This is a genomic window from Stutzerimonas stutzeri (assembly GCF_002890915.1).
Lineage (GTDB): Bacteria > Pseudomonadota > Gammaproteobacteria > Pseudomonadales > Pseudomonadaceae > Stutzerimonas > Stutzerimonas stutzeri_AF.
Map to the genome: position 1 here is coordinate 55,106 of NZ_POUT01000008.1, position 25,126 is coordinate 80,231.

A 25,126-nucleotide genomic window follows, 5' to 3' on the forward strand; every position below is an offset into this window, starting at 1 on the left:
GGTAGCAGATGCACGACAACATCATCGGTCTGCTCCGGCAGCTCGCCGGGCAAGGCGTACACCTGGCGCTCAACGCCCAGGGCCAGCTGGTCTCGCAGTCGAGCCAGGAGGCGCTGACGCCCGAACTGGGCCAGCTGATCCGCGACCACCGCGACGCCATCGTCCGCTGCCTGCGGGCGCGCCAGGCGTTCGAGGCGCCCATCGAGCCGCGCCACGCCGAGGCCGGCCCGCTGTCCTCGTCGCAGAGCGGGCTGTGGTTCATCGAGCAGTACCAGGAGCACTCGCACCTGTACAACATGCCAGTGTTCTTCCGCCTCGACGGCGAGCTGGACGTGGCGGCGCTGGCGTTCGCCTTCGATGCCCTGGTGCAGCGCCACGCCAGCCTGCGCACGTGCTTTGTGCGCAATGCCGAGGGCAAGGGCGAGCAGCGCATCTTCGCCCATCGCGGCTTCGCCCTGGTCCACGAAGACCTCACCGGGCTGGAGGCGTCGGCCCGCGAGGAGCGGGTGGCCGAACGGGTGCGCGAGGAAATCGAGCGGCCATTCGACCTGACCAGCGGCGAGCTGACCCGCGTGCACCTGCTGCGCCTCGGCGCGCGCGAGCACGTGCTGCTGATCAACCAGCACCACATCATTTCCGATGGCTGGTCGGTGAAGAACATGTTCGCCGACCTCAAGACCGCCTTCCTCGCCTACCAGAACCGCCAGCCGCTGGACTGGGGCGAGCCGCCGCTGACCTTCATCGACTACGCGCACTGGTTCAACTCGCCGCTGTTTCGCGACTACCACGCCGAGTACAAGCCGTTCTGGGTCGAGCGCCTGGCCGGCATCCCCGAGGTGCACAGCCTGCCGCTGGACCGGCCGCGCCCGGCGCAGCAGACCAGCGGCGGCGCGCTGGTGTTCTCGACCATCGACAATGACCTGTGGACGCGTTTCAAGCAGCTCTGCCAGCGCCACAGCGCCTCGCCGTTCATCGGCCTGCACGCGCTGTTCGCGCTGCTGCTGGCGCGCCACAGCGGCGAGCGCGACATCGTGATCGGCACGCCGCTGGCCTACCGCGAGCGCCCGGACATCGAGGCGCTGGTGGGCTTCTTCGTCAATACCCTGGTGCTGCGCACGCAGCTGCCCGAGCAGCAATCGTTCAGCGACTACCTGCGCCAGTGCCGGCAGGACGACCTGGAAGCCTTCGACCACCAGCTGTACCGCTTCGAGGCGCTCGGCGAGGCGCTGGGCATGGACCGCCACACGGCGATCAACCCGATCTTCCAGATCATGCTGGTGTACCAGGCGCGGGTGGATTTCAACGACCTGATCCCCGGATGCAATGCGGTGGAGGAAACCTCCCCGGCGCTGCCGGCCAAGACCGATATCTCGGTGAAGGTCACCGAGCTGATGGACTCGGTGCGCATCGACTGGCTGTACGCCACCGCGCTGTTCGAGCGCGGCACCGTCGAAGGCTACGCCAGCCGCCTGCTGCGGCTGCTGCAGGCGGTGGTCGCCGACCCCGCGCAGGACATCTGGCAGTTGCCGCTGCTCGACGACGAACTGCTGCGCGCCACCGGCGAGCGGCTGGCGGCGCTACCGAAGGCCTACCCGCTTGGGCTGACGCCGCTGTCGCTGTTCGAGGGTTGGGCACGTCGACAACCGCAGGCCGTGGCGCTGCATGAGGGCGCAGGCGGTATCAGCTACGCCGAACTCGATGCGCGGGCCAACCGCCTGGCGCACTGGCTGCAGGCCGAGGGCTGCCAGCCTGGGGCGCTGGTCGGGGTGCTGGCGCGGCGCGAGAACGCCTTCGCCGTCGCCGCGCTCGCGGTGTGGAAGGCCGGCTGCGCCTACGTGCCGCTGGACCCGGACTACCCGGCCGAGCGCATCGCGCATATCGTCGCCGACGCCAGGCTCGACCTGCTGCTCGGTGCCGGCGCCGCGCCGTTCGCGCTGGGCGATCTGCGCTGGGTCGACCTGAGCGCCGCCGCGCTGTGCGCGCAACTGGATGCACAATCGCCCGCTCCGCCGCCGCGCCGCGACGAACCGCAGCAGCTGGCGCAGGTGATCTACACCTCCGGCTCCACCGGTTTGCCCAAGGGCGTGATGGTCGAGCACGGCGCGCTGGCCAACCTGCTGCTGGACCACGGCCGTCGCCTCGCCATCGGCCCGGGCGACCGCATGCTCGACTGCATGTCGCTGTCCTTCGATGCCGGCAACATGTGCGCGCTGCTGCCGCTGAGCCACGGTGCCTGCCTGCTCTGGGCCGACCCCGGCGAGGGGCTGCTGGACGAGATAGAGCGCACGCGCACCAGCCACATGATCTTCGCCACCGCGCTGCTGGCGACCCTGCCGGCGCGGCCGCTGCCGGCGATGAAGGCGATCGGCTTCGGCGGCGAGGCCTGCCCGCCGGCGCTGGCCGAGCGCTGGGGCCGGCAGTTCCGCCTGATCGACATGTACGGTCCGACCGAAGCCACCGTCACTGCGCTGACCAAGCTCATCGAACCCGGCGCGACGCCGAGCATCGGCCAGCCGATCGACGGTATGCAGGCGCTGGTGCTCGATGCGCACGGCTGCCTGTGCCCGGTCGGCGTACCGGGCGAGCTGTGCCTGGCCGGGCTGGGCCTGGCACGCGGCTACCTGAACCAGCCGCAGCGCAGCACCGCGGTGTTCCGCGAGCACGAGATCGCCGGGGTCAGGGTACGCCTGTACCACACCGGCGACCGCGCGCGCCTGCTGGGCAACGGCGAGTACCAGTACCTCGGCCGCATCGACGAGCAGATCAAGCTGCGCGGCTATCGCATCGAACCCGGCGAAATCGAGGCGCAGCTGGGCATCGGCTGCCCGGCGCTGCAGCAGATCAAGGTCATCGTCGCCCGCGAGGGCCGGCGCCAGGCTCTGCTGGCCTACGCCTCGGCCAAGCCGGGCGCAGCCGTGCCGGAGGCGGACGCCATCCTCCAGGACGTGGCGCGGCGCCTGCCGGAATACATGGTGCCAGTGCGGCTGATTCTGCTCGAACGCATGCCGCTGACCGCCAACGGCAAGCTCGACCTGCGCCGTCTGCCGCCGGTGGAGCTGGCCGAGGAGGCCGCCCCGGTAGCACCGGCCGATGCGCTGGAAGCCGAAGTGCTGGCGATCTGGCAGGGCGTGCTGGAGCGGCCGCTCGGGGTCGAGAGCGACTTCTTCGCCCTCGGCGGCGATTCGATCCTGAGCATCCAACTGACTACCCGCCTGCGCGATGCCGGCCATGCCTGCACGGTCAAGGAAGTGTTCGAGGCGCGCACCGTGCGCCGGCTGTGCCGCGTGCTCGGTCAGCCGCGTGAGAACGTGGCGATCCGTGCCGAGCAGGGCGTGCTGGCGGGCGAGGCATTCGCCCTGCAACCGATCCAGTGCTGGTTCTTCGAGCAGCCGTTCGCCAGCCCGCAACACTGGAACCAGGGCGTGGTGCTGCGCCTGCCGGCCGGCATCGAGGCCCTGCAGTTGATGGATTTCATGCGCCAACTGCTGCGCCACCACGATGCGCTGCGGCTGGCGGTGACTGCCGACGGCCAGCGCTACCTGGCGCATGTGGCGCTGAGCGAACCGGCGCGGCTGGACGCGGCGGCGCTCGGCGAGGACGGCTTGCAGCAGGCGCTGACCGGGCTGCAGGCGCACATGCAGCCGGAGCAGGGGCGCAGCCTGGCCTGGGCGCTGCTCGACAACCTCGCCGGCGGCATGTGCGGGCTGTTCATCGCCGTGCATCACCTGGTGATCGATGCGGTGTCCTGGCGCATCCTGGTCGATGACCTGCGCCGGCTGGCGCGCGGCGAGGCGCTGCCGGCCAAGACCAGCAGCTATCGCCAGTGGGGCGAGGGGCTGGCCGCCTATACCCGGCGTGCCGAGGCACAACTGCCGTACTGGCGGGCCGAACTGGCCGGCATGCCCGAGGCGCCGCCGGCGGGCTGGGCGGGCAGCGGCGCGCCACGCGAACAGAAGCTGGAACTGAGCGAGGCCGTGACGCGCCAGCTGCAGCAGGCCGCCCGGCATTTTGCCGTGGACCTGCGCGAGCTGCTGCTGGCCGCGCTGACCCGCGCGCTGCACGGGCTCGGGCTGGGCGAACGGCAGTGGATCATGCTCGAAGGCCACGGCCGCGAGGCCATCGATCCGGCGCTGGATGTCAGCCGCACGGTCGGCTGGTTCACCAGCATGTTCCCGCTGGCGCTGTGCGACCGGGCGGACTGGCCGCAGCTGCTGCGCCACGCCGCCGAACAGTTGCGCAGGGTGCCGGACAAGGGTGTCGGCTACCTGCCGCTGCGCGCCAATCCTGAGTTTCGGGCGCAGCTGCCGCTGCCGGCGGTGGCGCTAAACTACCTCGGCGTCTACCAGAGCGGCACGGACGACTGGCAGGCACTGCCCATCGCCCCCGGCCGGCCGAGCGCGGCGGACAACCCTTCGGCGGAGCTGATCAGCCTGCACGGCGGCGTATTCGACGGCCGCCTGACCCTACGCCAGATCGGCCGCCTGCGTGCCGAGCTGAACGATCAACTGCTGGCGTTGCTGCAGGCCAATCTGCTGGCGCTGGCCGAACACGCGGAGGTCAGCCATGAACACGCTTGAGCGGCACTTCACCGAGCAGTTCCAGCGTCATGCCGCTCGCCCGGCGCTGGGTTGCCTGGGTGACAGCTTCAGCTATGCGGAGCTGCAGGCGCGGGTCGCGGCCATCGCCATGCAGCTGCGCCGGTGCGGCCTGCGGGCCGGCGAGCGCGTCGGCATCCACCTGCAGCGCTCGCCGGACCTGGTCGCCAGCGTGCTCGCCTGCCTGCGCGAAGGGCTGTGCTTCGTGCCGCTGGAGCCGGAATTCCCCCTCGAACGGCTGCAGGGCATCGCCGCCGATGCGCAGCTGAGCCTGGTGCTGCAGGACCAGCCGGTGGCGTTCGCGCAGCCAACCTGGCAGCTGCGTCCCGGGCTGGCCGGCGAGCTGGAATGGCCCGAGCAGGACGAGCGCCTGCCGGCGTACATGATGTTCACCTCCGGCTCCACTGGCCGGCCCAAGGGCGTGGTGATCAACCGCGCCGCGCTGGCCAACTTCCTCGCCGCCGCGACCGCACGCCTGGACATCGGCCCGGCGACGCGCTGGCTGTTCACCACCACCCCGGCGTTCGATATCTCGCTGCTGGAGATGCTCGGTCCGCTCTGGCGCGGCGGCTATGTCGAGGTGATCTGCGCGCCGACGCACAAGGACCCGGTGGAGCTGCTGCAAGTGCTCGAGCGGCGCAGCGACCTCAACACCCTGCAGGCCACCCCGGCGTTCTGGCGCATGCTGCTCAAGGCCGGCTGGCAAGGGCGGCCCGGACTTCTGGCGCTGTGCGGCGGCGAGGCGCTGGATGCCACGCTGGCGACCCGCCTGGGTGGCTGTGTCGGCCAGCTGTGGAATTGCTACGGCCCGACCGAGGCCACCGTGTGGTCGCTGATGGCGCGCATCGATCTGCCGCTCGGCGAGGCCGGCGTGCTGCTGCGCCAGTCGCTCGACGGCTACCGCCACTGGCTGCTCGACGAGCACGGCGAGACGGTCGCGGTGGGCGGCGAGGGCGAGCTGTGTATCGAGGGGCCGTCGCTGGCCGACGGCTACTGGCGGCGCGACGACCTCAGCGCGCAGGCCTTCATCACCTGGCGGGGCCGGCGCCTGTACCGCACCGGCGACCGTGTGCGCCGCGTCGGCGAGGATGTCTACCAGTATCGTGGGCGGCGCGACGACCAGATCAAGCTGCGCGGCTTTCGTATCGAGCTGGGCGAGATCGAGGCCAGCCTGCGCCGGCTGGCCGGTGTGCAGGATGCCGCAGTGCGCCTGCATGGCGAGGGTGACGAGGCCTGCCTGGTGGGCTATGTCGAGTTGCGCGAGCCGGGCGTGCTGAGCCGGGTGGCGATCCGCCGCGCGCTGCAGCGCAGCCTGCCGCACTACATGGTGCCGGGGCGCATCGTGTTGCTGGGGTGTTTGCCGAAGACCGCCAGCGGGAAGATTGATCGTAAGCGGTTGCCCGAGCCGGTGTAAAAAGGATCTTCGCAACTTTCATGAGGCATGGAGCTTGATACTGGATTGGCAAGTTTGGGTGATGCTGGCATCTGGTCTGGGCTTGCACCTCGGTGATCAGGGCGCTTATTGAGTGTGCCTGATGCTTCTGGTTTCGGCCCCCCCGGCCGAGTCACTTGACTCGCTTCGCTCGCCCTTCGGGCCAGCCTGCAGCTGTTACTCCGCTATGCTCCGTATCTTGTTGCTTGCCCAACAAGAAAGTAACCAAAGAAGAAGGGCACCCGACATCCGAGTCTGTCCGCTGCGCAGCCAGACTTCCCTCCTTCCGGTGCCGCTCCGGGGGCCGTCACGATGGGACGTCCCTACCTCGGCGGCCCCGTCCATCGTTCCTCGCTCGGCGTCCTGCCTCGCGTCCCCCTGCACGACACCTCCACTCGGCCTCCTGACGGGGAATGGAGTCCGAGCCGCCTGGAAGATCGTTGATGCTTGCTTTGAGCTTTTTTTGCACGAACCATCAGGCGACGCCCAACGCCCCTTCAGGAGGGTGAGCGGAATCGTTGCGTAGGGGGTTGAGCGGCATGGACGCCGCGAGAGACGCGAAGGGACAGGGACGTCCCTTCGCGGCGTGCCCCTGGAGCGGCGATGGAGAGAACGGACCCGGAGCGAAGCGCAGGGCCGGATGCAGGGGCAAGCGTTTTTGCTTACTTTTTTCGCGATTGAAAAAAGTGAGTCGCCCAGCAGGCGAAACCAATCTCTCAAGCAACGCGCCAACCGCCATGAAAGCAAAACTTTCATTCAGCACACACTAACTTACCAATCCGATCTCAAGCTTTGCTTCCCCGAGAAAGCGCGATGCACGTGAAAAAAGGCCGATCGGCCTCGCCTCGATCCTAATCCCTGGCCACCGGTTCGGCACCCGCCTTGCCGAGCAGCGCTTCGACATCCTCGATCACCTGCAGCGCCGCCTGCGGCCCGCCGAGCGAGGTCCACAGCGAGCCGTCCACCGCGCCGAAACGCTTGGCCCGGATCGCCGACAACTGGCGGAACGCCGGGGTCTGCTCGGCCTGCTGCATGGCCTCGACCGCCTCGCCACTGGTGGCCAGGGTGCCGATCACCAGCCAGTCGGCATCGAGCAGTTCCAGCGACTCCAGGCTCAGGGCCATCGAGTGGGTATGACCGGGGTCCTGCTGGTGCGCTGGACGGACCAGGCCGATGTCCTCGACCACCGAGCTGGAGAAGGCGTCGAGGAACATGTACGACGGGCCCTTGGGGTTCCAGCGCACGATGCTCAGCGTCTCGCCCTGATGGCCCGCGAGGCGCTTGCGTGCCTCTTCGATGCGCGCCCAGTAGCGTGCCAGCACGGCCTTGGCCTCGGCCTCGCGGTTCAGCGCCTGGGCGGTGCGCTGCATGCTTTCCTGCCAGGGCCGCGCCCAGCTGAAGGTGATCACCGTGGGGGCGATCTCGTTGAGGATCGCCAGCTGCTCGGGTTTCACCGGGCCGGTGAGGATCAGGTCGGGCTCCAGTTCCAGCAGGGTTTCCAGGTTGGGATTGTCGATGTCGCCGACCACCTCGATCCCGGCCGGCAGCTTGCCGTCCAGGTAACGTGGCGGCGCCGCCTGGCCACGGCCGTTGATGGTGCCGACCGGGGTGACGCCGAGCGCCAGTGCGGTGTCCAGGTCGATCTCGCTGAGGGTGATGACGCGCTTGGGCGCGACGGGGACGCTTACCGTATTGCCGAAGGCATCCTGCACCTGGCGGGTTTCGGCCATGGCAGGCAGGGCGAGCAGGCCGGCCAGTAAGGTGGCGGCGAGGCGCCGGTAGATCGTGGGCATCATGGCGTAGCTTCCTTTTCGGTATGTTCGAGCAGTGCCTCGGCATGCGCGGCCAGGGCCCGGCGGCGACGCGGCACGATGACCGGGGCGCCGTCGCCGGGGGCGTGGAGGATGTCGACGTCGGTGTCGTAGAGGCGGTCCACCAGCGCCTTGGTCATCACCTCGCGGGCGGGGCCCAGGGCCTGGATGCGGCCGTCGGCCAGGGCGATCAGCTCGTCGCAGTAGCGCGCGGCGATGCCCAGGTCGTGGATCACGATGAGCACCGTGCGCCCGGCGACGGCGATGCCGTGCACGGCTTCCATCACCTCGGCCTGGTGGCCGATGTCCAGCGCGCTGGTGGGTTCGTCGAGCAGGATCAGGTCGGTGTCCTGCGCCAGGATCATGCCCAGCCAGGCCCGCTGCGCCTGGCCGCCGGAGAGCGAGGCGGCATTGCGTTGCCAGATGGCGTCGAGCTGCATCGCCTCGCGGGCGCGTGCCACCTGGCGGGCGTCTTCGGCGCTCCACTGGTTGAACCAGCCCTGGTGCGGATGGCGGCCGTACTGCACCAGTTGTTCGACGCGGATGCCCTCGGCGAGCACCGGGCGCTGCGGCAGGAAGGCCAGCTCGCGCGCCAGCGCCTTGAGCGAATAGTGGCCCAGCGGCTTGCCGTGGACTTCCACCGTGCCGCGCTGCAGCGGCAGCTGGCGGGCGAGCAGCTTGAGCAGGGTGGACTTGCCGCTGCCGTTGGGGCCGACGATGCCGATCAGCTTGCCGCGGGGCAGGCTGAAGGACAGGTCGTCGAGCACCACCTTGTCCTGGTAGGCGAAATGCAGGTTTTCTGCACGCAGGGCGGTCATCAGTCGGCTCCTCGTCTGTCCTTGATCAAGAGGCCGAGCAGCAGGATGCCGCCGAGCAGCCGCGTCATGATTCCGGTGGGGATTTCTTCGGGCTGGGCGAGCACGCGCACCAGCGTGTCGCTGCCGAGCAGCAGCACCGCGCCGCACAGCGCCGACAGCCAGATCGGCGCGAGGTTGTCACGTGCCAGCCAGGACGCCAGGATCGGCGCGGCCATGGCGATGAACACCACCGGCCCGCCGATCGCCGTGCCCAGCGCCGCCACCAGGATCGCCAGGGCGAGCACGCCGAGCTGGATCGCCGGCACGCGGATGCCGAGGTTCTGCGCGGTGGCGTCGCCGAAGCGCAGCAGTGCCAGCGGGCGGTTGAGCAGCGCCATCAGTGGGCAGAGCAGCACCAGCAACAGCGCGATGGGGCTGACCGTCTGGTAGCTGACACCGGCGAAGTGGCCCATGGTCCACAGGTAGATGCTGCCCAGGTGCACCAGCGGCTGGGTCGACATGGCGAAGTCGCCGATGGCGCCGATCAGTTCGGACAGCGCAATGCCGATGACGATGAACAGGTAGCCCTGCTCGCCGGGGCGCCGGCACAGGGCGAACAGCGCGGCGGCGGCCAGCACGGCGCCCAGCGGCGACGCCCACCAGGGCCAGTTGCCGAGGGTGAGGTAGAGGGCGAAGACGACCACCGCCAGCGAGGCGCCCTCGTTGACGCCGATCATGTCTGGCGTGGCCAGGCGGTTGCGCACCAGGGTCTGGATCAGGCAGCCGGCCATGCCCATCGCCAGCCCGGCGACGATCGCGGCGGCGACGCGCGGCAGGCGGATCTTGAACACCATGATCTCCTGCAGCTTGCCGCCCTGGCCGGCCAGGGTGGCGAGTACGTCGCGCAGGCCCAGGTTGCCGCTGCCGAGGCTGATGGCCAGCACCGCCAGGGTGGCGAGCAACGCCAGCAGCGCCAGCGAAACCAGCCAGGTGCGGCGATGCAGCAGCAGGCTCAGGCCGCCGATGCGCAGCGTCCAGACGCCGGAGGGGGAGGGCAGGGTCGTCATCGGGCTACCTCACCGTCAGCAGGGCACGGAAGCCGCCGCGCAATACGATGGCGATCAGCGTCGGCGCGCCGAGTGCCGCCAGCAGGGTGCCGACCGGCAATTCGAAGGGCTGGATCAGCCAGCGTGCGAGCACGTCGGCGGCGAGCAGGAAGAGCATGCCGAACAGCGTCGAGAACAGCAGCTGGCGCAGCAGCGCCACCGGCTCGACGAGCCGCGCGCAGTAGGCGGCGAGGAAGCCAAGAAAGCCCACCGGGCCGGCCAGGGAAATGGCGCAGGCGGTCAGCAGGGTCGAGGCCGCCAGCACGCCGAGGCGCACCCAGGTGGTGTGGATGCCCAGCGCACGGGCCTGGCTGTCGCCCATCTGCATCAGGGTCAGCTGGCGGCAGAGGAACGCCGCCAGCAGCAGGCCGAGCACGGCGAGCGGGCTGACCGTGGCGACGGCATCCAGGCGCGAGGCCGACAGCGAACCCAGGTTCCAGAAACGAAACTGCTCCAGCGCCACGCGGGTGGACAGCAGCATGAAGTTGGCCAGCCCGCCGAAGATGGCGCCGAGCGCCACGCCGGCGAGGATCAGCTTGAGCGGACTGGCCTGGCCGAGCATCAGGCCGACGCCCAGCACGATCAGGTTGCCCAGCAGGGCGCCGAGGCCGGACCAGAGCAGATAGCCCTGGGTGGATTCGACGCCGAAATGGATCAGGCCGATCACCAGCCCGAGCACCGCGCCGGCGTTCACCCCGAGCAGGCCGGGTTCGGCCAGGGGATTGCGCGTGGCGCTCTGCAGCAGCGAGGCGGCGATCGCCAGGCTGCCGCCGACCACCAGCGCCGCGAGGGTGCGCGGCAGGCGCAGGGTGTCGACGACCATGGCGAGCTTGTCGTCGGCCAGGCGCTCCGGCTGCCCGAGCAGGTAGCCGAATACCGCGTCGGCGCCATAGACGCCGGCACCAGTGGCCAGCGACAGCGCCAGCAGCGACAGCAACAGGCCGCCCGCGCCGGCGAGGACGGCCTTCTGCAGGGCCGGCATGGCGTGATCAGTGCGTGGCATGGTTCATGTGCAGCGCTCCGGTTGCGCCCGGCGGCCCGTGCCGCCGGGCATGGGCGGATCAGATGTCGTAGCTGAAGCCGACGAACAACGTGCGACCCATGAGGATGTTGTCGATCGACTGGGCGACGTCGTCGCGTTTTTCGTTGGTCAGGTTGTTGAGGCCGCCGTTGAGCGTCAGCTCCCGGGTGGCCTTGTAACGGGCGCCGAGGCTGACGGTGTGGAAGGCACCGGTCTCGACTTCCGGTTGGGCGGCCGAGACGTAGACGTACTGGCAGCCGGTGTACTGGTAGTCCAGGTTCAGGGCGAGATTGTCCAGGGCCTGCCAGTCGAGGCCGATGTTGGCCATGTGCTGCGGCGTGTTGCGCAGGGGCTCGTCGGTCTCGCGGTTCTCGGCGTCCGCATAGGTGTAGTTGGCGCGCAGGCCGACGGCATCGTTGAAGGCGTAGCGGCCCTGCAGCTCGTAGCCCCTGACCCGCGCCTTGTCGACGTTGGTGTAGGTCATCACGCTTGGCCGGTAGCCCGCGCGCCAGCTGTCGGTGTAGATCATGTCCTCGATTTCGTTATCGAAGAACATGATGCCGGCCTCCATGCGCTGGTCCTGGTAGAGCGTGCCGAGCTCGTAGCTGGTGGCGGTTTCCGGTTTCAGGTCGGGGTTGCCGACCAGGGTGCACATGCCGCGGCAGGCCAGCACGCCGTAGGTCTCGTCGAACTGGTAGATGCTCGGCGCCTTGAAGGATTTGCCGGCGCCGCCCTTGATGACCCAGTTGTCGGTCAGGTTGTAGACGCCGTAGGCGCGCGGGCTGAACTCGCCGCCGAAGCTGTCGTGGTCGTCCCAGCGGCCGCCCAGGGTCACGTCGAGCCGGCCGATGGAGAATTCGTCCTGCAGGTAGACGGCCTTCTGGTCGACTTCGGTATCCGAACCCAGGTTCTGGTTGTGTGACAGTTCGATGCGGCGGAACTCGCTGCCCAGGGTGAGCAGGTGGTTGCCGAGGAAGGCGCTGACCTGGCCGTCGACGGTGTGGTTCTTCTGCTGCACGTCGCCCTTCACGCCCCGCAGGTTGGTCATGATCTCGGAGTCGTCCATCAGCTCGACGTCTTCGTAGTAGTAGCGCAGGCGGGTGTTGAAGCCGTCCCAGTTGCCGTTGTGCGCCAGGCCCAGGGTCCAGCGGTCCATTTCCTGGATGTTGGTGGGGAAGGACACGCCGGAGTTGTTCCAGATCGCCTTGCGGTCGTCGCTGCGGTAGCTCATGTCCAGGTCGATGCTCTGGCGCTCGTCCAGCAGCCAGTTGAGGGTGCCGAAGGCGCTGCCGTTCTGGCGTTTCTCGACCGCATCGGTGTTGGCGAAGACGGTCTGCTCGGAGCCCCAGGCCGCCTGGTCGGTGGTTTCGACGATCAGGTTGCCGCGCAGCTTGTTGTCGATCAGCGCGCCGCTGAGGTAGCCGCTGGCCTTGTGGCTGTCGCCGGAGTCGCCTTCGGTCGGGTGTTCGTAGCCGTAGGCGATGCCGGCTTCGGTCTTGTCCGTCGGCTGGCGCAGGATCACGTTGACCACACCGCCCAGGGCATCGGCGCCGTACAGCGAGGACATCGGCCCGCGGATCACCTCGATGCGCTCGATGGCGGCCATGGGGATCGACGACAGGTCGAAGTCGTTGGCGTAGTTGGAGGTCAGCGCCTCGCGGGAATTCACCCGGCGGCCGTTGACCAGCAGCAGGGTGTAGTCCGAATCCATCCCGCGCAGCTTGATTTCCTTGCGGCCGTAGGTGGAGGACGGGCTGATATGCACGCCGGGCAGGTATTTCACCGCGTCGGCGAGGTTGTAGACGGGGTATCTGTCCAGCTCGTCGCGGGTCACCACCGACACGCTGGCTGGTGCGCTGAGTTCGCTGTGGGCGGTCTGGGTGGCGGTGATGACCTGGGTTTCCAGGGTGGTAGCCGGGGTGTCGGCCAGCGCCGCGAACGGCAGCAGGCTGCCGAGCAGGGTCAGGGACAGGTGCCGCGGACGGCCGATTGTTCGTACAGGTTGCATTGCAGACTCCATTGCCGATTGGTTGCAGAACTGATCACGATTCCCCGGCAGGTTGCGTCCCGCCTTGTGTTTTTGCGTCGCGCTGCCCGAGGCCGCGCAGCAGGCACAACACGCCGATACCGGTGGCTGTTCCGGCGCCGGCATACAGCCAGGCCAGATCGTCGAAACCGATCAGGCGGCCACCGGCGCCCGCGCCCAGGTAGGCCGCCGAGAACAGGCTGCCGAGGCCGCAGGCGACGTTCGAAACGGTGCCCTGCAGGGCCATGAAGGCCGCACGCTGCTGGGGCTGCGGAATGCCGGCGGCGATGGTGAGGGTGCTGCTGGTGCGCACCGCCCCCAGCGCCATGAACAGCGTGAACACCAGGAACGGCGAAAGCCCTGGCACCAGCACGAAACCGAGCAGGGTGATGGCCGCCAGCAGGCCGCTGCTGAGCAGGACGACCGCCACCGCGTTGCCGCGGTCGATCAGCACGCCGCCCAGGTGCATCGCCGCCAGGCTGGCGAGGCCGCCACAGAGGTAGAGCAGGCCGATGTGCTCGCGCGCAAAGGCGAGGTTGAACTGGAAGTAGTTGGAGAAATGCGGCACCAGCAGGAAGTGGCCGAACATCTGCAGCGCGACGATGGCCAGGGCGCCCAGGCACAGTGGCGAACGCAGCAGCGGCCGGATGCTGCCGGCCGCGCGTATATGTGGCGGCGGTGCGGGAAAGGACAGCTGGCAAAGCATGGCGAGCAGCACTCCAGCTGCGCCGAACAATACGAAGGGGGCTTGCCAGCCGCCGCGCGCGGCCAGTTCCAGCGCCGCCGGCGTCACCACGATGGCCGCCAGCGAATAGCCCATGGCGACGTAGGCGAGCCGGCGCCCGCGCTCGGCCGGCGGGATCAGGTCGAGCATGGCCGCCATCAGCACCGCCCCCATCGGTCCCGCTACCAGGCCGGAGAGCACGAACAGGCCGATCAGCTGTGCGGGGTCGCTGGCCAGCGCGCAGCTCAGCAGCAGGGCGAAGCGCAGCGTCAACAGGGTGACCAGGGTCCGCTTGCGGTCCAGGCGGTCGAGCCAGGCGGCAGCCAGTGCCGCGCTGAGGGCCGATGCCAGGGTGGCGCCGCCGGCGATATAGCCGATGTGGCTGGCCTGTATGCCCAGCGCGCGAACGAAATCCGGACCGAGCGGCATCACCATCATCAGGCTGCCGATCGACAGCATGTTGATGAGCATGGCCAGGTGCACGGCGGCTTTCGGTTGTCGAGCTGCATCCATATGCATCGCGCGCTTGAGTGGCTGAAGGCGGCTGCATCTTATGCAATGGTAAATGCTATTTCAAATACTAATCGTTCTCATTAGTGGATTGTGACTGAAAGTTTGCAATCCGGCCGCCTGCCGGGCGAGGGGGCTCATGCCCACCGCCGATGGCCGTTGTGACCCGGGTAGCGCCAGCCAGCGCTGCCGTGCCGGCGGATCGTTTGCTTCCCCGCGTGTGCAGCGAGCCGCGACGCTTTGCCGCAATCGCTCGCTTTGCCGCAACGGTCGGCCGGCGCTGCTAGAATGCCGCGCCCCACGCCTGACCGAATATGCCCATGCACGCCGACGCGCTCGCCATCCTGCAACAGCACCTGCTTCGCGGCCTCGACCCGGCCCCCAGCGAAACCCGCCGGTTGTTCCATGGCCGTGGTCGCTGCTGGCAGGGGCTCGAACAGATCACCGTCGACTGGCTGCAGGGCGTGCTGCTGGTCGCGCTGTTTCGTGACCCCGGCGCGGCGGAACTGGAGGCGCTGAAGCGGATGCTGCGAGCGCTGGCCGAATCCCCGGCATGGCGGCAGCTCCAAGTTCAGCACCTTCTACTGCAGCATCGCTACCTGCCGGAGGCGACGACCGAGGCGTTGCTGGGCGATGTGCTCGCCGAGTGGCAGATCGACGAGAACGGCTTGCGCTACACGCTGGACCTGGGCCGCAAGCAGAACAACGGCCTGTTCCTCGACATGCGCCATGGGCGTGCCTGGGTGCAGGAAAACGCGCAAGGCAAACGCGTGCTCAACCTGTTCGCCTATACCTGCGGCTTTTCGGTCGCGGCGCTTGCCGGCGGCGCCGAGCATGTAGTGAATCTGGACATGGCCAGCGCGGCGCTGAGCCGCGGGCGCGAGAACCACCGCCTGAACGGCCATGAGCTCAGCCGGGTCAGCTTTCTCGCCCACGAGCTGTTCAAGTCCTGGGGCAAGGTGAGGAAGCTCGGTCCCTACGACCTGATCGTCATCGACCCACCATCGTTCCAGAAGGGCAGCTTCGCGCTGAGCCGCGATTACCGGAAGATCCTGCGCCGCTTGCCAGAACTGCTGAATCCGGGAGGCCAGGTGCTGGCCTGCGTCAACGATCCGGATGTCGCTCCAGCCTTCCTGGTCGAGGGCATGGCCGCCGAGGCCCCGCAGTTGCGCTTCGAGCGGCGCCTGGACAACCCCCCGGAATTCCCCGACGTGAACCCGGACAGCGGCCTGAAGGCGCTGGTGTTCGTCCGCTGAACTCCGGCGCGCGTGCGTTGGGCTTCGCTTCGCTCAACCCAACCTGCCCGGTTTGCACGTAGGTTGGGTTGAGCCGCGAAGCGGCGAAGCCCAACACCCGGCCGAAGCTGCGGCTGATATTGCACTCGTTGGGCGCCGCGCCACTTACGTTCCCGTGGCTTCCTGCGCCTCACGCGCGGCGATTTCCTCACCCAGGGCGCGGACGAAGGCGTCCACTGCCACTGGCAGATAGCGCGAGCTGCGCACGTAGACGCCGAGATCGCTGAACACCGCGCCGCCGTCGTTCAGGGGTACGTGCACCAGCGTGCCGCTGGCCAGTTCCGCCTCGATGCCGATGCGCGTCTGGAAGGCGACGCCGGCGCCGCGCTTGGCCATCTGCAGTGCCAGTTCCACCGAGCCGGTTTCCAGCGCGGCCTTGTGCCGCAATCCGGTGCGCGCCAGTAGCGGGCCGAGCAGGTGGTGGATGGACAGTTCGCTCTTGGCCAGGATCAACGGGTGCTCGGCGCAGGTGGCGAAACTCACCTCGCGGCGCCCGGCTAGCGGATGTTCGGGGGCGACGATGGCGCCGAGGCGGAAGTGGCCGACGCTCAGTTGCTGCAGCTCGGCGGTGCGCGGCAGGGCGAAGGCCAGGCCGATGTCCGCCTGGCCACGGGTGACCGCCTCGGGAATCGCCTGCGAGCCCAGGCTGGTGACGCCCACGGTGATGCGCGGATAGCGCTCGCGCAGGCGCTGCAGCACGCAGGGCAGCAGGTCGGAGGTGACGCCCGAGATCGTGGCGATTTCCACGTGGCCGGTGCGCAGGCCCTGCAGCGCGTCCAGCTCGGAGCGCACCCGCTCGGTGTCCTGCAGCACGACGATGACGTGACGGGCGAAGATCTCGCCGGCGGCGGTCAGCCGCAGCCCGCCGGGCAGGCGCTCGAACAGCGGCGTGCCGACCTCGTCCTCGAGCTTGAGGATCTGCCGGTTCACCGCCGAGGAGGCGACGTTGAGCCGCCGCGAGGCCTCGCGGATGGACTGGCAGCGGCGCACCATGTCGAAGTAATGGATCGCCGGCGAATGGATGCGCAACCGGGACGGCACGGGTGCCTCAGCGGCGGCTGTCGGTCGGCAGGGCGAGCCCGCAGCCCTTGAGGATGACTTGGATCAGGTTGTCGCTGGCCCGGGCGTAGTCGGCCTTGGTCATGCGTCTGTTGGTGATCCGCCGGATCTGGTCGGAGAAGTCCGCGTAGTGCTGGGTCGCGCTCCAGATCAGGAAGATCAGGTGCATGGGGTCGACCGGGTCCATCTTGCCGGCTTCGATCCAGGCATCGAACACCGCCGCACGGCCGCGGAACCAGTTGCGGTAGTCCTGGTTGAAGTGCTCGGACAGGCATTCGCAACCGCTGATGACCTCCATGGCGAAGATCTTCGAGGCCTGCGGATGGCGGCGGGAGAACTCCATCTTGAGGCGGATGTAGTCGGCCAGCGCGCTGGCCGGGTCGTCATCGACGGTAAGGTCGTCGAAGGCGGTGTCCCAGAGTTCGAGGATGTGCCGCATCACCTCGACGTACAGCCCCAGCTTGCTGTTGAAGTAGTAGTGCACGTTGGCCTTGGGCAGCCCGGCGCGGGTGGCGATGGCGTTCATGCTGGTGCCCTTGAAGCCGTAGCGGGCGAACTCCTCCGCCGCTGCGTTGAGGATGGTCTCCTCGTTCTTCTGGCGGATGCGGCCGGCGGGCTTGCCCGTGGCGGTGTAGAGCGGCTGGGGTGCTTCGTTCTTGTTCATAGTCCCTTATCCGAAGAGCGCGGTGACGTGCGCCACTACAGTGGGCTCAGGCCTGGTGCGCGTGGGCGACGATGCTGGGCTCGGGCCGTACGCGCGGCGGCAGGTCCGGCAGGATGGCCGTGCAGGCCGCCGCAGTGATGGCCGAGCCGGACAGATTCTGCACGAGTTTCGGCATTCGATGCAGCAGTTCCGCTTGCGCTGCAATACCCAGGCCCATCCTCCAGCGAATTGGCAACGGTCGGCAGGGCGCGCCGGTTCGCAGGGCCCATGAAGGCGGCAGCCGACGGCGGGCCGTAGCTCAGGTCGGCGGAGGGATGGTCGTGCATGGCCGCTCCTCGGGCCCGGTGCCCGTCTCGAATGCCCGGAGCCAGTGCAAGAACCTGACCCGTTGATTAGCTTTGCGCGTGTTCTGGCACCAGCGGCCAGGCGACGTGCGACTTCGGCCGGGCAGCGGCGTGGCGCGCGGGAGATGCTTGCACCAAAGGCGAACAGGTTCGGGGCACGGCGTTTGCCGCTGGTGCGTGGGCGGGAAGGACCGCCCGGCGAGGCCGGGCGGCAGGTGCGTCAGAAATGCGCCTTGACGATGAAGTTGGTGACGTTGTTGTCGGTGTTGAAGGCGCTGCTGTCCTCGATACCGTACTTGTTGGTCCAGTAGTCGTATTCGATACCGACGTAGAGCTTGCCCGGCGTGTAGTCCAGCGCCTTGCCCAGGTCGTACTTGACCTGCGGGTTGAAGTGGAAGTTCTTGGCGAGGTAGTTGCCCTTGGACTTGGAGCCGGCGTCGTTGACGACCCAGTCGATGTAGCCGTCGAAGAGGATGTCGGACTTGCCTACCGGGATGGTGATTGCCCAGGTGGGGGTGAGCTGCCACTGGCCGCCCGGCTTGCCGGTGATGCCGTCGGGCTCGCGGTAGTAGGTGTTGAGGGCGAAGCGATCGAAACCGGGAATGGCCAGGTCGACGGCCGGGCCGAGCAGATAGTTGCGGTTGCGCCCTTCGCCGCGTTCGTAGGTCGCGGAGATCAGCACGTCCTTGACCGGCCCGAAGGACAGGTCGGCGCCGCTGATCTTGCCCAGCGACAGGCGCGGGCTGAACTCGCCGTAGTAGGTGTGGCCATCGCTGCCGGAGATGCCGTTGTACCACTTGTTGTCGACGAACAGGAACATGTCCCCCCAGGTCCAGCCACTGGCATGTTCGAAGGTGATGGTCTGCTGGATGGCGCCTTCCTTGCCGCCGGCCGAATCCACGGCGAAGTTCTTGCCATACAGGTAGGTGAGGCTGTTGTTCTGCCAGAACATGGGGCTCGCCATGGCTTCGCTACTGAGGATCAACCCGGCCGCGAGGGCTGCGCTGGTAAGGCTGCGTTTCATCTGTTTACTCCTTGCTGCATGTGAGAGTGCTTGTATTAGTTGTCCAAGTGGTCAGGCTTCGCTCACATAGCAAGGCGCGAGCCAACCCCGTAGGGTGACTGTGGTTATTATTCAAGTAATTGATTTTAAAGATTATGTTTTTTGATGATCGGCATGTTGTGGACGCTTTTGGCGCGCCGCCGCACGAATTGCGTATCGGTGCGAGCTGACCGATTCGTCAGGTTGCTCCGGTTTGGGGCGTGGCCGATGGCCATCTGCTCCATGTTGCAACGGAAATGCCGCGGGCGGGGTCGTAGCCAGGGAGCGTTCAAATCGACGAGGCAGGCCATGAACCTGAGTGAAAAACAGAAGATGCTCACCGGGCAGCTTTACCTGGCAAGCGATGCCGAACTCATGGCCGAGCGGGAGAGGGCCGGGGCATGGCTGGCGCGCTACAGCGGCGCGACAGGCGCGGAGCGGGACGTCCTGCTGGCCGAAGGGCTGGGGACGGTGGGGCGTGGCGTGGAGGTCCGGGCGCCGTTTCACTGCGACTACGGCTACAACATCCACCTGGAAGATGGCGTGTTCCTCAATTTCGGCTGCGTGATCCTGGATGTCTGTAGCGTGCATATCGGCGCGGGCTGCCAGGTCGGCCCCGCCGTGCAGATCTATACCGCGGACCATCCACGCGATCCGCGGCAGCGCAGGGCGGGCCTGGAATACGGCAGGCCGGTGGTGATCGGCAAGAATGCCTGGATCGGTGGCGGCGCGATCATCCTGCCGGGCGTGGTGGTGGGCGATGACGCCATCATCGGGGCCGGCAGTGTGCTGACCCGCGATGTGCCGGTGGGGGCCACGGTGCTGGGCAATCCCGCGCGCCCCCGCTGACTGCCGCCCATGCAATGCGGGCGGCTTCAGCTCCCGGTGCGTTTCACGGCGTCGCCTCGCCAGTGTGGGCGAGCACCAGGGAGGCCCCCTGGGCCCGGTTGCTGGCGCCCAGCTTGCGCAGGGCGTTGTGCACATGGCTCTTGATGGTGTGGGTGCTCAGGTGCAGTTTTTGCGCGATGGCCGAGTTCGAGAGGCCATGTCCGGCCAGGGCGAGGATCTGCTTCTCGCGCAGGGTCAGCTCGTCGATGACCTGGCTGGAGTGGGTCAGTTGCCGGTAGCGGCACAGGAGCTTTTCCATCAGCGCTCGCGGCAGCCAGTCGCCGCCGGCGAGCATGGCCTGCACGCCGCGGATGAAATTGCTGCGCGGGGTCGAACGGTAGAACACGCCGCGAATCCAGGGGTGCATCTCGATCAGCAGGCGCGCCTGATCGGGCTGGGCGTTGATCAACGCGACCGGCATGTCGCCGAACTGGCGCAGCAACTGCAGGCACTGGTCGTGGGAATAGCTGCCGAGGTCCAGGAGCGCCAGGGCGAACCGTGCATGTTCCGGGCGCAGCGTCCCGGCGCGATGCAGGACGCAAGCGGGGCAACCTTCGAGGTATTGGTGCAGCGCGCTGTCGAGGAATTCGCTATGGGAAAGCAATAGCAGGCGCGACGGGGCCGGCGTAATAGCCGATACGGCATCATCTTTCATTCGCATGTCCTTTGCTGAATGGCGGATCTGGGAGAGGGATGGGCCCGTCTCCGATCCATGGAAGTCCGGCGTTCTGCACGCCGAACCGAAACGGTAGCCCAGCTTTGCGACAAAAAAAAGTCGAAACAATAAAAATATGTCAGTTTGTCGACGACGTGTCTTCCGGGCGTTTCCCTGGCGAAGACCAGGTTGCCCATCTACAGTGTCGTTCCCGGCTCTATCTTCAATCCCATGAGTGGCTCTGGCGGAAAAGGCGATGGGTGATCCTCTGTTCTGGTTGGTGTTCTTCTCGGCGGCGCTGGCGCTGAATCTTTCGCCCGGCCCGGACCTGCTCTACGTGCTGTCGCGAACCTTCTCCGGTGGGCGGCGCATCGGGGTGATTGCCGCTTGCGGCGTGTGCAGCGGGGCGCTGGTGCACGTGCTATTCGCCGCGCTGGGGATTTCGGCGATTCTCGCCACCTCGGCGCTGGCTTTCACGCTGGTCAAGTACGTCGGTGCGGCCTATCTGCTCTACCTGGGCATCCAGGCGCTGCGTTCGGCCGGCAGCGGCGCCGCGCTGGAGTTCAAGGCCGGGCCGCGTACCACGGCGTGGCGGGCGTACCGCCAGGGCGTGCTGGTGGATTTACTCAACCCCAAGGCGGCGATCTTCTTCATGGCCTTCCTGCCGCAGTTCGTGCGGCCCGAGCATGGCGCGGTGCCGCTGCAACTGCTGCTGCTCGGCGTTCTGGTGGTGCTGGTGGCGATCATCGTCGAGTGTGGCCTGGTGCTGCTGGCGGCGCGTGCCCGTACGGCGTTGCGCAACAATCGGACCCTGAGCCAGTGGCTCGACCGGGTACTGGGTTCGATCCTCAATCGGCCTGGGGATTCGCCTGGGGCTCAGCGAGCGTGTCTGACGGGGAATTGATCGGCTCGGCGCCGCTCTCAATACCGAGGGCCTGCCACCCGGCGGCCCGCTGATCGGAGCTGCCTATGCCTCAGCAAAGCAAGAACACCACCGCCACTCTGATCCCCTGCCTGCGCTATCGCGACGTGGCGGCGGCCATCGACTGGCTGTGCCGCGCCTTCGGCTTCGAGCGGCAGCGCGTCTACCGGGACGAGCTGGTCGGCATCATCCACGCTCAGCTCGGTTTCGGCAGCGGCATGCTGATGGTCGGGCCGGTGGTCGATTCGGCGTACGGTCGCCAGTTGCGCCAGCCGGACGAACTCGGCGGCGTTTCGACCCAGGGCATCTATGTCATCGTCAATAGCGCCGATGCGCTGTATACCCAGGCCAAGGCCGCCGGTGCGCGGATCGTCGTCGAATTGAAGGACGAGGACTACGGCGGCCGCGGCTTCAGCTGTCGCGACCTGGAAGGCCACCTGTGGAGCTTCGGCACCTACGACCCCTGGGCGGACGCAGCCGCCGGCTCCGTGGAGCAGGCCTGATGCGCGCTTTCAGCATGATCGACGGCGGCCGCGTCCCACCGATCGGCCAGGGCACCTGGCACATGGGCGAGGACCCGGCCGCGCGCCCGCGCGAGGTGGCGGCGCTGCGCCTGGGCATCGAACTGGGCATGACGCTGATCGACACCGCCGAGATGTACGGCGAGGGTGGCGCCGAGGCGGTGGTGGGCGAAGCGATCCGCAGCCGCCGCGAGCGGGTCTTCCTGGTCAGCAAGGTCTATCCGCACAACGCCAGCCGCAAGGGTATTCCCGCGGCCTGCGAGCGCAGCCTGCAGCGGCTGGGGACCGACTTCATCGACCTCTACCTGTTGCACTGGCGCGGGCAGTATCCGCTGGCGGAAACCGTCGAGGCCTTCGAGCGGCTGCAGGCGGCCGGCAAGATCCGCCACTGGGGCGTTTCCAACCTCGATCTCGACGATATGCGGGAACTGCCGCAGGTGCAGGATTGTGCCACCAACCAGGTGCTGTACAACCCGGCCGAGCGCGGCATCGAATTCGATCTGCTGCCCCGGTGCCAGGCCCAGGGCATGCCGGTCATGGCCTATTGCCCGCTGGGGCAGGGCGGCGGGCTGTTGCACAGTCCCGCCCTGCTCGAAGTGGCGCGCCGCCACGGTGCGCAGCCGGCGCAGGTCGCGCTGGCCTGGGCGCTGCGCCAGCCGGGTGTATGGGCGATCCCCAAGGCCAGCGACCCCGCGCACCTGCGTGCCAATGCCGCGTCCGTCGACGTGCAGCTGGGCGCCGAGGACCTGGCGATCATCGACCAGGCTTTTCCGCCCCCTTCGCGCCGGCAGCCACTGCAGATGGTGTGAACTCCGACTGCCGGCGGGAATGAATGCCGCGCCGCCGCTGTCAGCTGAGCAATGACGGTGAATCCGGAGGATCGGGCATGGGCAAGGCGACTCTCGATGGCGCGGTGGTGGTGATCACCGGCGCATCCAGCGGCATCGGCCGCGCGGCGGCACAGGCTTTCGCCCGTCGCGGCGCACGCCTGGTGCTGGCGGCACGGGACGCCGAGGCCCTGCGCGAAGCCGCCGACGAATGCCGCAGTTTCGGCAGCGAGGCCATCGCCGTGCCGACCGATGTGACCCATGGCGACGAGGTGGAAAACCTCGCCAGCGCCGCGGCGGCGTTCGGCCAGGGACGCATCGACGTGTGGATCAACAATGCCGGGATCGGCGCGGTCGGCGCCTTCGACGAAACCCCGCTGGATGCCCATGAGCAGGTGGTGCAGACCGACCTGCTCGGCTACCTGCGCGGTGCCCATGCGGTGTTGCCGTATTTCAAGCAGCAGCGGGGCGGGGTGCTGATCAATACGCTGTCGATGGGCAGCTGGCTGGCGCAGCCTTATGCGGTGGCCTATTCGGCGAGCAAGTTCGGCCTGCGCGGCTTCTCCCAGGCGCTGCGTGGCGAACTGGGGGCCTGGCCGGGGATTCATGTCTGCGACGTCTATCCTTCGGTGGTGGATACCCCCGGCTTTCGCGACGGCGGCAACTATGCCGGGCGTTCGCTGCAGCCACCGCCGCCGCTGTACGACCCGCGCCGGGTGGCCGATGCCATGGTCAGCCTGGCGCTGCATCCGCGCCATACCACCTCGGTCGGTGCGGTGGCGACGCTGCTGCGCCTGGTGCATTTCCTCACACCCGGCTTCGATCGCCTGAACGGCCTGCTCACCGGCACGGCGTTGCAGCGTGCGCGCCGGGTGCCGACCTCCTCGGGCAACCTGTTCCATCCGTCACTGGGACAGCGGCGCATCGATGGCGGCTGGCGCGGCGAGGCGCACGACACGGGCAGATGGCTGCTGGTCGGCAGCCTGGCGGTGGGGCTGATCGGGCTGTGCCTGCGCCGCCATCGCCGTTAGGCCGGCGGTGTGGGTTGGGTTGAGCGAAGCGAAGCCCAGCCAGCGGAACGCCAGCCAGCGCGGGTCACGACTTCGGCGAACCGTTGGGCGGGCCAGCTCGCTGGTGTCAGCGCGGCTTGGCCGCGGCGCTGACGCCTTCCAGCGTGGCGAAGGAGGTGTCCTTGGCGGTGAGCAGGAAGTCGCGCATGAACGGCGAATCCAGCATATCGGCGCGGATGCCGGCGAACAGCGTGGCGAACAGACCCTTCTCGCCGAGCCGCTTGGCGGTCACGTAGCCGCGCGCGCTGTATTCGTGCAGCGCCCAGTTCGGCAGGCAGCAGACGCCACGCCCCGACGCCACCAGCTGCATCATCATCACCGTCAGCTCCGAGGTGCGCACCTGCGCCGGCTCGACGTCGGCGGGCTCGAGAAAGCGGGTGAACACATCGAGACGGTCGCGCTCCACCGGATAGGTGATCAGGGTCTCGCTGGCCAGGTCCTCGGGGCGGATGTACGGCCGTGCCGCCAGCGGGTGCTGGTTGGCCACCGCCAGCAGCGCCTCGTAGGTGAACAGCGGCACATAGGTGATGCCCGGCAGTTCCAGCGGGTCGGAGGTGACCACCAGGTCGAGATCGCCGCGCGCCAAGGCCGGCAGCGGGGCGAAGGAAAAGCCCGAGGCGAGGTCCAGCTCGACTTCCGGCCAGGCATCGCGGAACTGATCGATGGTGGGCATCAGCCACTGGAAGCAGCTGTGGCATTCGATGGCCATGTGCAGGCGCCCCGCGGTGCCACCGGCCAGGCGGGCCAGGTCGCGTTCGGCGCTGCGCAGCTGCGGCAGCACCGCGTCGGCCAGCTGCAGCAGGCGCAAGCCGGCGCTGGTGAAACGCACCGGCCGGGTCTTGCGCACGAACAGCTGCAGGCCGAGGCGCTCTTCCAGCTCCTTGAACTGATGGGATAGCGCCGACTGGGTGAGATGCAGGCGCTCGGCGGCTTCGACCAGGCTGTCCGTCTCGCGCAGTGCATGAAGTGTCTTCAGGTGTCGAATTTCCAGCATGCCGGGCTCCCAGCAATCGTGAGCGGTCGAGCCTGCATGAGAGAGGCAGTCGATCGGAAGAAAAGCGTGCTGCATGAGCTTTGCTCATCGAATGAACGAAGTGTGTCGCACCGGGGCGAAGCTGTCGAGGGGCTGGAAAGGGGCGGCGCTGCCGGCTCTCACAACCAGAGGCGGGCGGTCATGTAGGCCAGGCCGAAGAAGCACAGCAGCGCCACCACGACCATCGCGCCGTCACGCGCCATCATGCCCAGCCCGAGCACGCTCAGCCCCGCCCCGGCGATGGAATTGGCGAAGGGGATCAGCTCCAGCGGCGGCATGGTGGCGGCGATCAACAGGCAGAGCAGGGCATTGAGGCGGATCGCCAGGCCACGGGTGAGAAAGGTCAGCCGCCGGCGCAGCAGGTGGTCGATGAACCCGGAAAGGCGCTGCAGGAAGGCGATCGCCTTGTCGTACTTGCTGCGCGAAGTGCTGCGCCTGAGCAGCCACTTCGGCAGCCAGAACCGCGTGCGCCCGATCAGCAGCTGTATCGCGATCAGCGCCACCATCACCGCCACCATGCTGGGCAATCCGGGAATGCCGGACAGCGGCGATAGCACCAGCAGCCCCGGTATCAGCAGCAGGGCGCCGAAGCTGCGCTCGTCGGTTACTTGCAGCATGGATTCGATGGTCACCGGCTGGTCGGCCTCGCCCACCTGCTCCAGGCGCTGCAACAGGTCCTCGAGGTTCTGCGGCGGTTCGTCGGGGGTCATGGCTACGCCTTTGCATGGGGGCTCAGCTTAGAGCGCCGGTCCTGGCAAAAGCTCCAACATGAATATTTCTACAT

The 25,126-nt window shown here is 68.0% G+C and carries 20 protein-coding genes and 1 pseudogene; 8 read left to right on the plus strand and 13 right to left on the minus strand.

Annotation, left to right across the window (positions count from 1 at the left end):
* The first annotated feature begins 8 nt into the window (after positions 1 to 8).
* Together CXK94_RS14605 and CXK94_RS14610 are read left to right on the plus strand one after the other, a co-directional pair.
* Positions 9 to 4,577 carry a non-ribosomal peptide synthetase gene (locus CXK94_RS14605; RefSeq protein WP_102894900.1) on the plus strand — a complete coding sequence of 1,523 codons (4,569 nt, stop codon included), beginning with the start codon at positions 9 to 11 and terminating at the stop codon, positions 4,575 to 4,577.
* The gene (locus CXK94_RS14610) at positions 4,564 to 6,009 is read left to right on the plus strand and encodes an amino acid adenylation domain-containing protein (RefSeq protein WP_102894901.1); all 1,446 of its coding nucleotides are present in this window, start codon (positions 4,564 to 4,566) and stop codon (positions 6,007 to 6,009) included. Before CXK94_RS14605 ends, CXK94_RS14610 begins: the two co-directional genes overlap by 14 nt.
* A gap of 869 nt (positions 6,010 to 6,878) precedes the next feature.
* Here the strand turns inward: CXK94_RS14610 and CXK94_RS14615 are convergent.
* From CXK94_RS14615 to CXK94_RS14640, 6 genes are read right to left on the minus strand one after another with little or no spacing between them, the layout of a single operon-like run.
* The gene (locus CXK94_RS14615; RefSeq protein ID WP_102894902.1) at positions 6,879 to 7,823 is read right to left on the minus strand and encodes an iron-siderophore ABC transporter substrate-binding protein; all 945 of its coding nucleotides are present in this window, start codon (positions 7,821 to 7,823) and stop codon (positions 6,879 to 6,881) included.
* Entirely contained in the window at positions 7,820 to 8,656 is an 837-nt protein-coding gene (locus CXK94_RS14620) for an ABC transporter ATP-binding protein (RefSeq protein ID WP_102894903.1), read from the minus strand. Before CXK94_RS14620 ends, CXK94_RS14615 begins: the two co-directional genes overlap by 4 nt.
* Positions 8,656 to 9,702 (minus strand): FecCD family ABC transporter permease, encoded by a 1,047-nt coding sequence (locus CXK94_RS14625; RefSeq protein ID WP_102894904.1) that lies wholly within the window; start codon positions 9,700 to 9,702, stop codon positions 8,656 to 8,658. The genes CXK94_RS14620 and CXK94_RS14625 overlap by 1 nt, the downstream gene beginning before the upstream one ends.
* A gap of 4 nt (positions 9,703 to 9,706) precedes the next feature.
* Positions 9,707 to 10,744 carry a FecCD family ABC transporter permease gene (locus tag CXK94_RS14630; protein WP_272868032.1) on the minus strand — a complete coding sequence of 346 codons (1,038 nt, stop codon included), beginning with the start codon at positions 10,742 to 10,744 and terminating at the stop codon, positions 9,707 to 9,709.
* A gap of 58 nt (positions 10,745 to 10,802) precedes the next feature.
* The gene (locus CXK94_RS14635) at positions 10,803 to 12,770 is read right to left on the minus strand and encodes a TonB-dependent receptor domain-containing protein (RefSeq protein WP_102894906.1); all 1,968 of its coding nucleotides are present in this window, start codon (positions 12,768 to 12,770) and stop codon (positions 10,803 to 10,805) included.
* A gap of 34 nt (positions 12,771 to 12,804) precedes the next feature.
* On the minus strand, positions 12,805 to 14,031 hold the full coding sequence (locus CXK94_RS14640) for an MFS transporter (protein WP_102894907.1): 1,227 nt from the start codon (positions 14,029 to 14,031) through the stop codon (positions 12,805 to 12,807).
* Positions 14,032 to 14,342: 311 nt separating this feature from the next.
* On the opposite strand from CXK94_RS14640, the gene CXK94_RS14645 reads away from it, so the two are divergent.
* Positions 14,343 to 15,278, plus strand: coding sequence for a class I SAM-dependent methyltransferase (locus CXK94_RS14645; protein ID WP_102894908.1), 936 nt, complete (start codon positions 14,343 to 14,345; stop codon positions 15,276 to 15,278).
* Positions 15,279 to 15,422: 144 nt separating this feature from the next.
* On the opposite strand, the gene CXK94_RS14650 is transcribed toward CXK94_RS14645, so the two are convergent.
* The 4 genes from CXK94_RS14650 to CXK94_RS14660 form a co-directional block, all read right to left on the minus strand.
* Positions 15,423 to 16,358: a LysR family transcriptional regulator gene (locus CXK94_RS14650; protein ID WP_102894909.1), complete on the minus strand. Its 936-nt coding sequence runs from the start codon at positions 16,356 to 16,358 to the stop codon at positions 15,423 to 15,425.
* A gap of 7 nt (positions 16,359 to 16,365) precedes the next feature.
* Positions 16,366 to 17,040: a TetR/AcrR family transcriptional regulator gene (locus CXK94_RS14655; protein WP_102894910.1), complete on the minus strand. Its 675-nt coding sequence runs from the start codon at positions 17,038 to 17,040 to the stop codon at positions 16,366 to 16,368.
* A gap of 46 nt (positions 17,041 to 17,086) precedes the next feature.
* A complete protein-coding gene (locus tag CXK94_RS22655; RefSeq protein ID WP_256046046.1) occupies positions 17,087 to 17,215 on the minus strand; it encodes a hypothetical protein in 129 nt (42 codons plus the stop codon).
* A 389-nt stretch (positions 17,216 to 17,604) separates the two neighbouring features.
* Entirely contained in the window at positions 17,605 to 18,408 is an 804-nt protein-coding gene (locus CXK94_RS14660) for an outer membrane protein OmpK (protein WP_102894911.1), read from the minus strand.
* Positions 18,409 to 18,735: 327 nt separating this feature from the next.
* Between CXK94_RS14660 and CXK94_RS14665 the strand changes: the two genes are divergently transcribed.
* Positions 18,736 to 19,275: a sugar O-acetyltransferase gene (locus tag CXK94_RS14665; protein ID WP_102894912.1), complete on the plus strand. Its 540-nt coding sequence runs from the start codon at positions 18,736 to 18,738 to the stop codon at positions 19,273 to 19,275.
* Between the two features lie 43 nt (positions 19,276 to 19,318).
* Here the strand turns inward: CXK94_RS14665 and CXK94_RS14670 are convergent, their stop codons facing one another.
* Positions 19,319 to 19,969 (minus strand): helix-turn-helix transcriptional regulator, encoded by a 651-nt coding sequence (locus CXK94_RS14670; protein WP_102894913.1) that lies wholly within the window; start codon positions 19,967 to 19,969, stop codon positions 19,319 to 19,321.
* A gap of 256 nt (positions 19,970 to 20,225) precedes the next feature.
* On the opposite strand from CXK94_RS14670, the pseudogene CXK94_RS14675 reads away from it, so the two are divergent.
* The 4 genes and pseudogenes from CXK94_RS14675 to CXK94_RS14690 all read left to right on the plus strand — a co-directional run bounded on the left by CXK94_RS14675 (position 20,226) and on the right by CXK94_RS14690 (position 23,270).
* A pseudogene (locus CXK94_RS14675) lies at positions 20,226 to 20,862 on the plus strand (LysE family translocator).
* Positions 20,863 to 20,938: 76 nt separating this feature from the next.
* A complete protein-coding gene (locus CXK94_RS14680) occupies positions 20,939 to 21,394 on the plus strand; it encodes a VOC family protein (RefSeq protein WP_102894914.1) in 456 nt (151 codons plus the stop codon).
* Complete coding sequence (locus CXK94_RS14685) at positions 21,394 to 22,221, plus strand: aldo/keto reductase (protein WP_102894915.1); 828 nt, start codon at positions 21,394 to 21,396, stop codon at positions 22,219 to 22,221. The genes CXK94_RS14680 and CXK94_RS14685 overlap by 1 nt, the downstream gene beginning before the upstream one ends.
* A gap of 77 nt (positions 22,222 to 22,298) precedes the next feature.
* Entirely contained in the window at positions 22,299 to 23,270 is a 972-nt protein-coding gene (locus CXK94_RS14690; RefSeq protein ID WP_102894916.1) for an SDR family oxidoreductase, read from the plus strand.
* A 106-nt stretch (positions 23,271 to 23,376) separates the two neighbouring features.
* On the opposite strand, the gene metR is transcribed toward CXK94_RS14690, so the two are convergent.
* Both metR and CXK94_RS14700 read right to left on the minus strand, forming a co-directional pair.
* Positions 23,377 to 24,303 carry a transcriptional regulator MetR gene (metR, locus tag CXK94_RS14695; protein ID WP_102894917.1) on the minus strand — a complete coding sequence of 309 codons (927 nt, stop codon included), beginning with the start codon at positions 24,301 to 24,303 and terminating at the stop codon, positions 23,377 to 23,379.
* A 158-nt stretch (positions 24,304 to 24,461) separates the two neighbouring features.
* Positions 24,462 to 25,052, minus strand: a complete 591-nt coding sequence (locus CXK94_RS14700) for an exopolysaccharide biosynthesis protein (protein ID WP_102894918.1) — start codon at positions 25,050 to 25,052, stop codon at positions 24,462 to 24,464.
* Positions 25,053 to 25,126 lie beyond the last annotated feature (74 nt).

Coding starts and splice junctions, on each gene's coding strand:
- CXK94_RS14685 (WP_102894915.1), top strand. CDS start 21,394: ATGCGCGCTTTCAGCATGATCGACGGCGGCCGCGTCCCACCGATCGGC.
- CXK94_RS22655 (WP_256046046.1), bottom strand. CDS start 17,215: ATGCCGAAACTCGTGCAGAATCTGTCCGGCTCGGCCATCACTGCGGCG.
- CXK94_RS14660 (WP_102894911.1), bottom strand. CDS start 18,408: ATGAAACGCAGCCTTACCAGCGCAGCCCTCGCGGCCGGGTTGATCCTC.
- CXK94_RS14610 (WP_102894901.1), top strand. CDS start 4,564: ATGAACACGCTTGAGCGGCACTTCACCGAGCAGTTCCAGCGTCATGCC.
- CXK94_RS14680 (WP_102894914.1), top strand. CDS start 20,939: ATGCCTCAGCAAAGCAAGAACACCACCGCCACTCTGATCCCCTGCCTG.
- CXK94_RS14690 (WP_102894916.1), top strand. CDS start 22,299: ATGGGCAAGGCGACTCTCGATGGCGCGGTGGTGGTGATCACCGGCGCA.
- CXK94_RS14605 (WP_102894900.1), top strand. CDS start 9: ATGCACGACAACATCATCGGTCTGCTCCGGCAGCTCGCCGGGCAAGGC.
- CXK94_RS14700 (WP_102894918.1), bottom strand. CDS start 25,052: ATGACCCCCGACGAACCGCCGCAGAACCTCGAGGACCTGTTGCAGCGC.
- CXK94_RS14645 (WP_102894908.1), top strand. CDS start 14,343: ATGCACGCCGACGCGCTCGCCATCCTGCAACAGCACCTGCTTCGCGGC.
- CXK94_RS14615 (WP_102894902.1), bottom strand. CDS start 7,823: ATGATGCCCACGATCTACCGGCGCCTCGCCGCCACCTTACTGGCCGGC.
- CXK94_RS14630 (WP_272868032.1), bottom strand. CDS start 10,744: ATGCCACGCACTGATCACGCCATGCCGGCCCTGCAGAAGGCCGTCCTC.
- CXK94_RS14625 (WP_102894904.1), bottom strand. CDS start 9,702: ATGACGACCCTGCCCTCCCCCTCCGGCGTCTGGACGCTGCGCATCGGC.
- CXK94_RS14635 (WP_102894906.1), bottom strand. CDS start 12,770: ATGCAACCTGTACGAACAATCGGCCGTCCGCGGCACCTGTCCCTGACC.
- CXK94_RS14665 (WP_102894912.1), top strand. CDS start 18,736: ATGAACCTGAGTGAAAAACAGAAGATGCTCACCGGGCAGCTTTACCTG.
- CXK94_RS14620 (WP_102894903.1), bottom strand. CDS start 8,656: ATGACCGCCCTGCGTGCAGAAAACCTGCATTTCGCCTACCAGGACAAG.
- CXK94_RS14655 (WP_102894910.1), bottom strand. CDS start 17,040: ATGAACAAGAACGAAGCACCCCAGCCGCTCTACACCGCCACGGGCAAG.
- CXK94_RS14670 (WP_102894913.1), bottom strand. CDS start 19,969: ATGAAAGATGATGCCGTATCGGCTATTACGCCGGCCCCGTCGCGCCTG.
- metR (WP_102894917.1), bottom strand. CDS start 24,303: ATGCTGGAAATTCGACACCTGAAGACACTTCATGCACTGCGCGAGACG.
- CXK94_RS14640 (WP_102894907.1), bottom strand. CDS start 14,031: ATGCATATGGATGCAGCTCGACAACCGAAAGCCGCCGTGCACCTGGCC.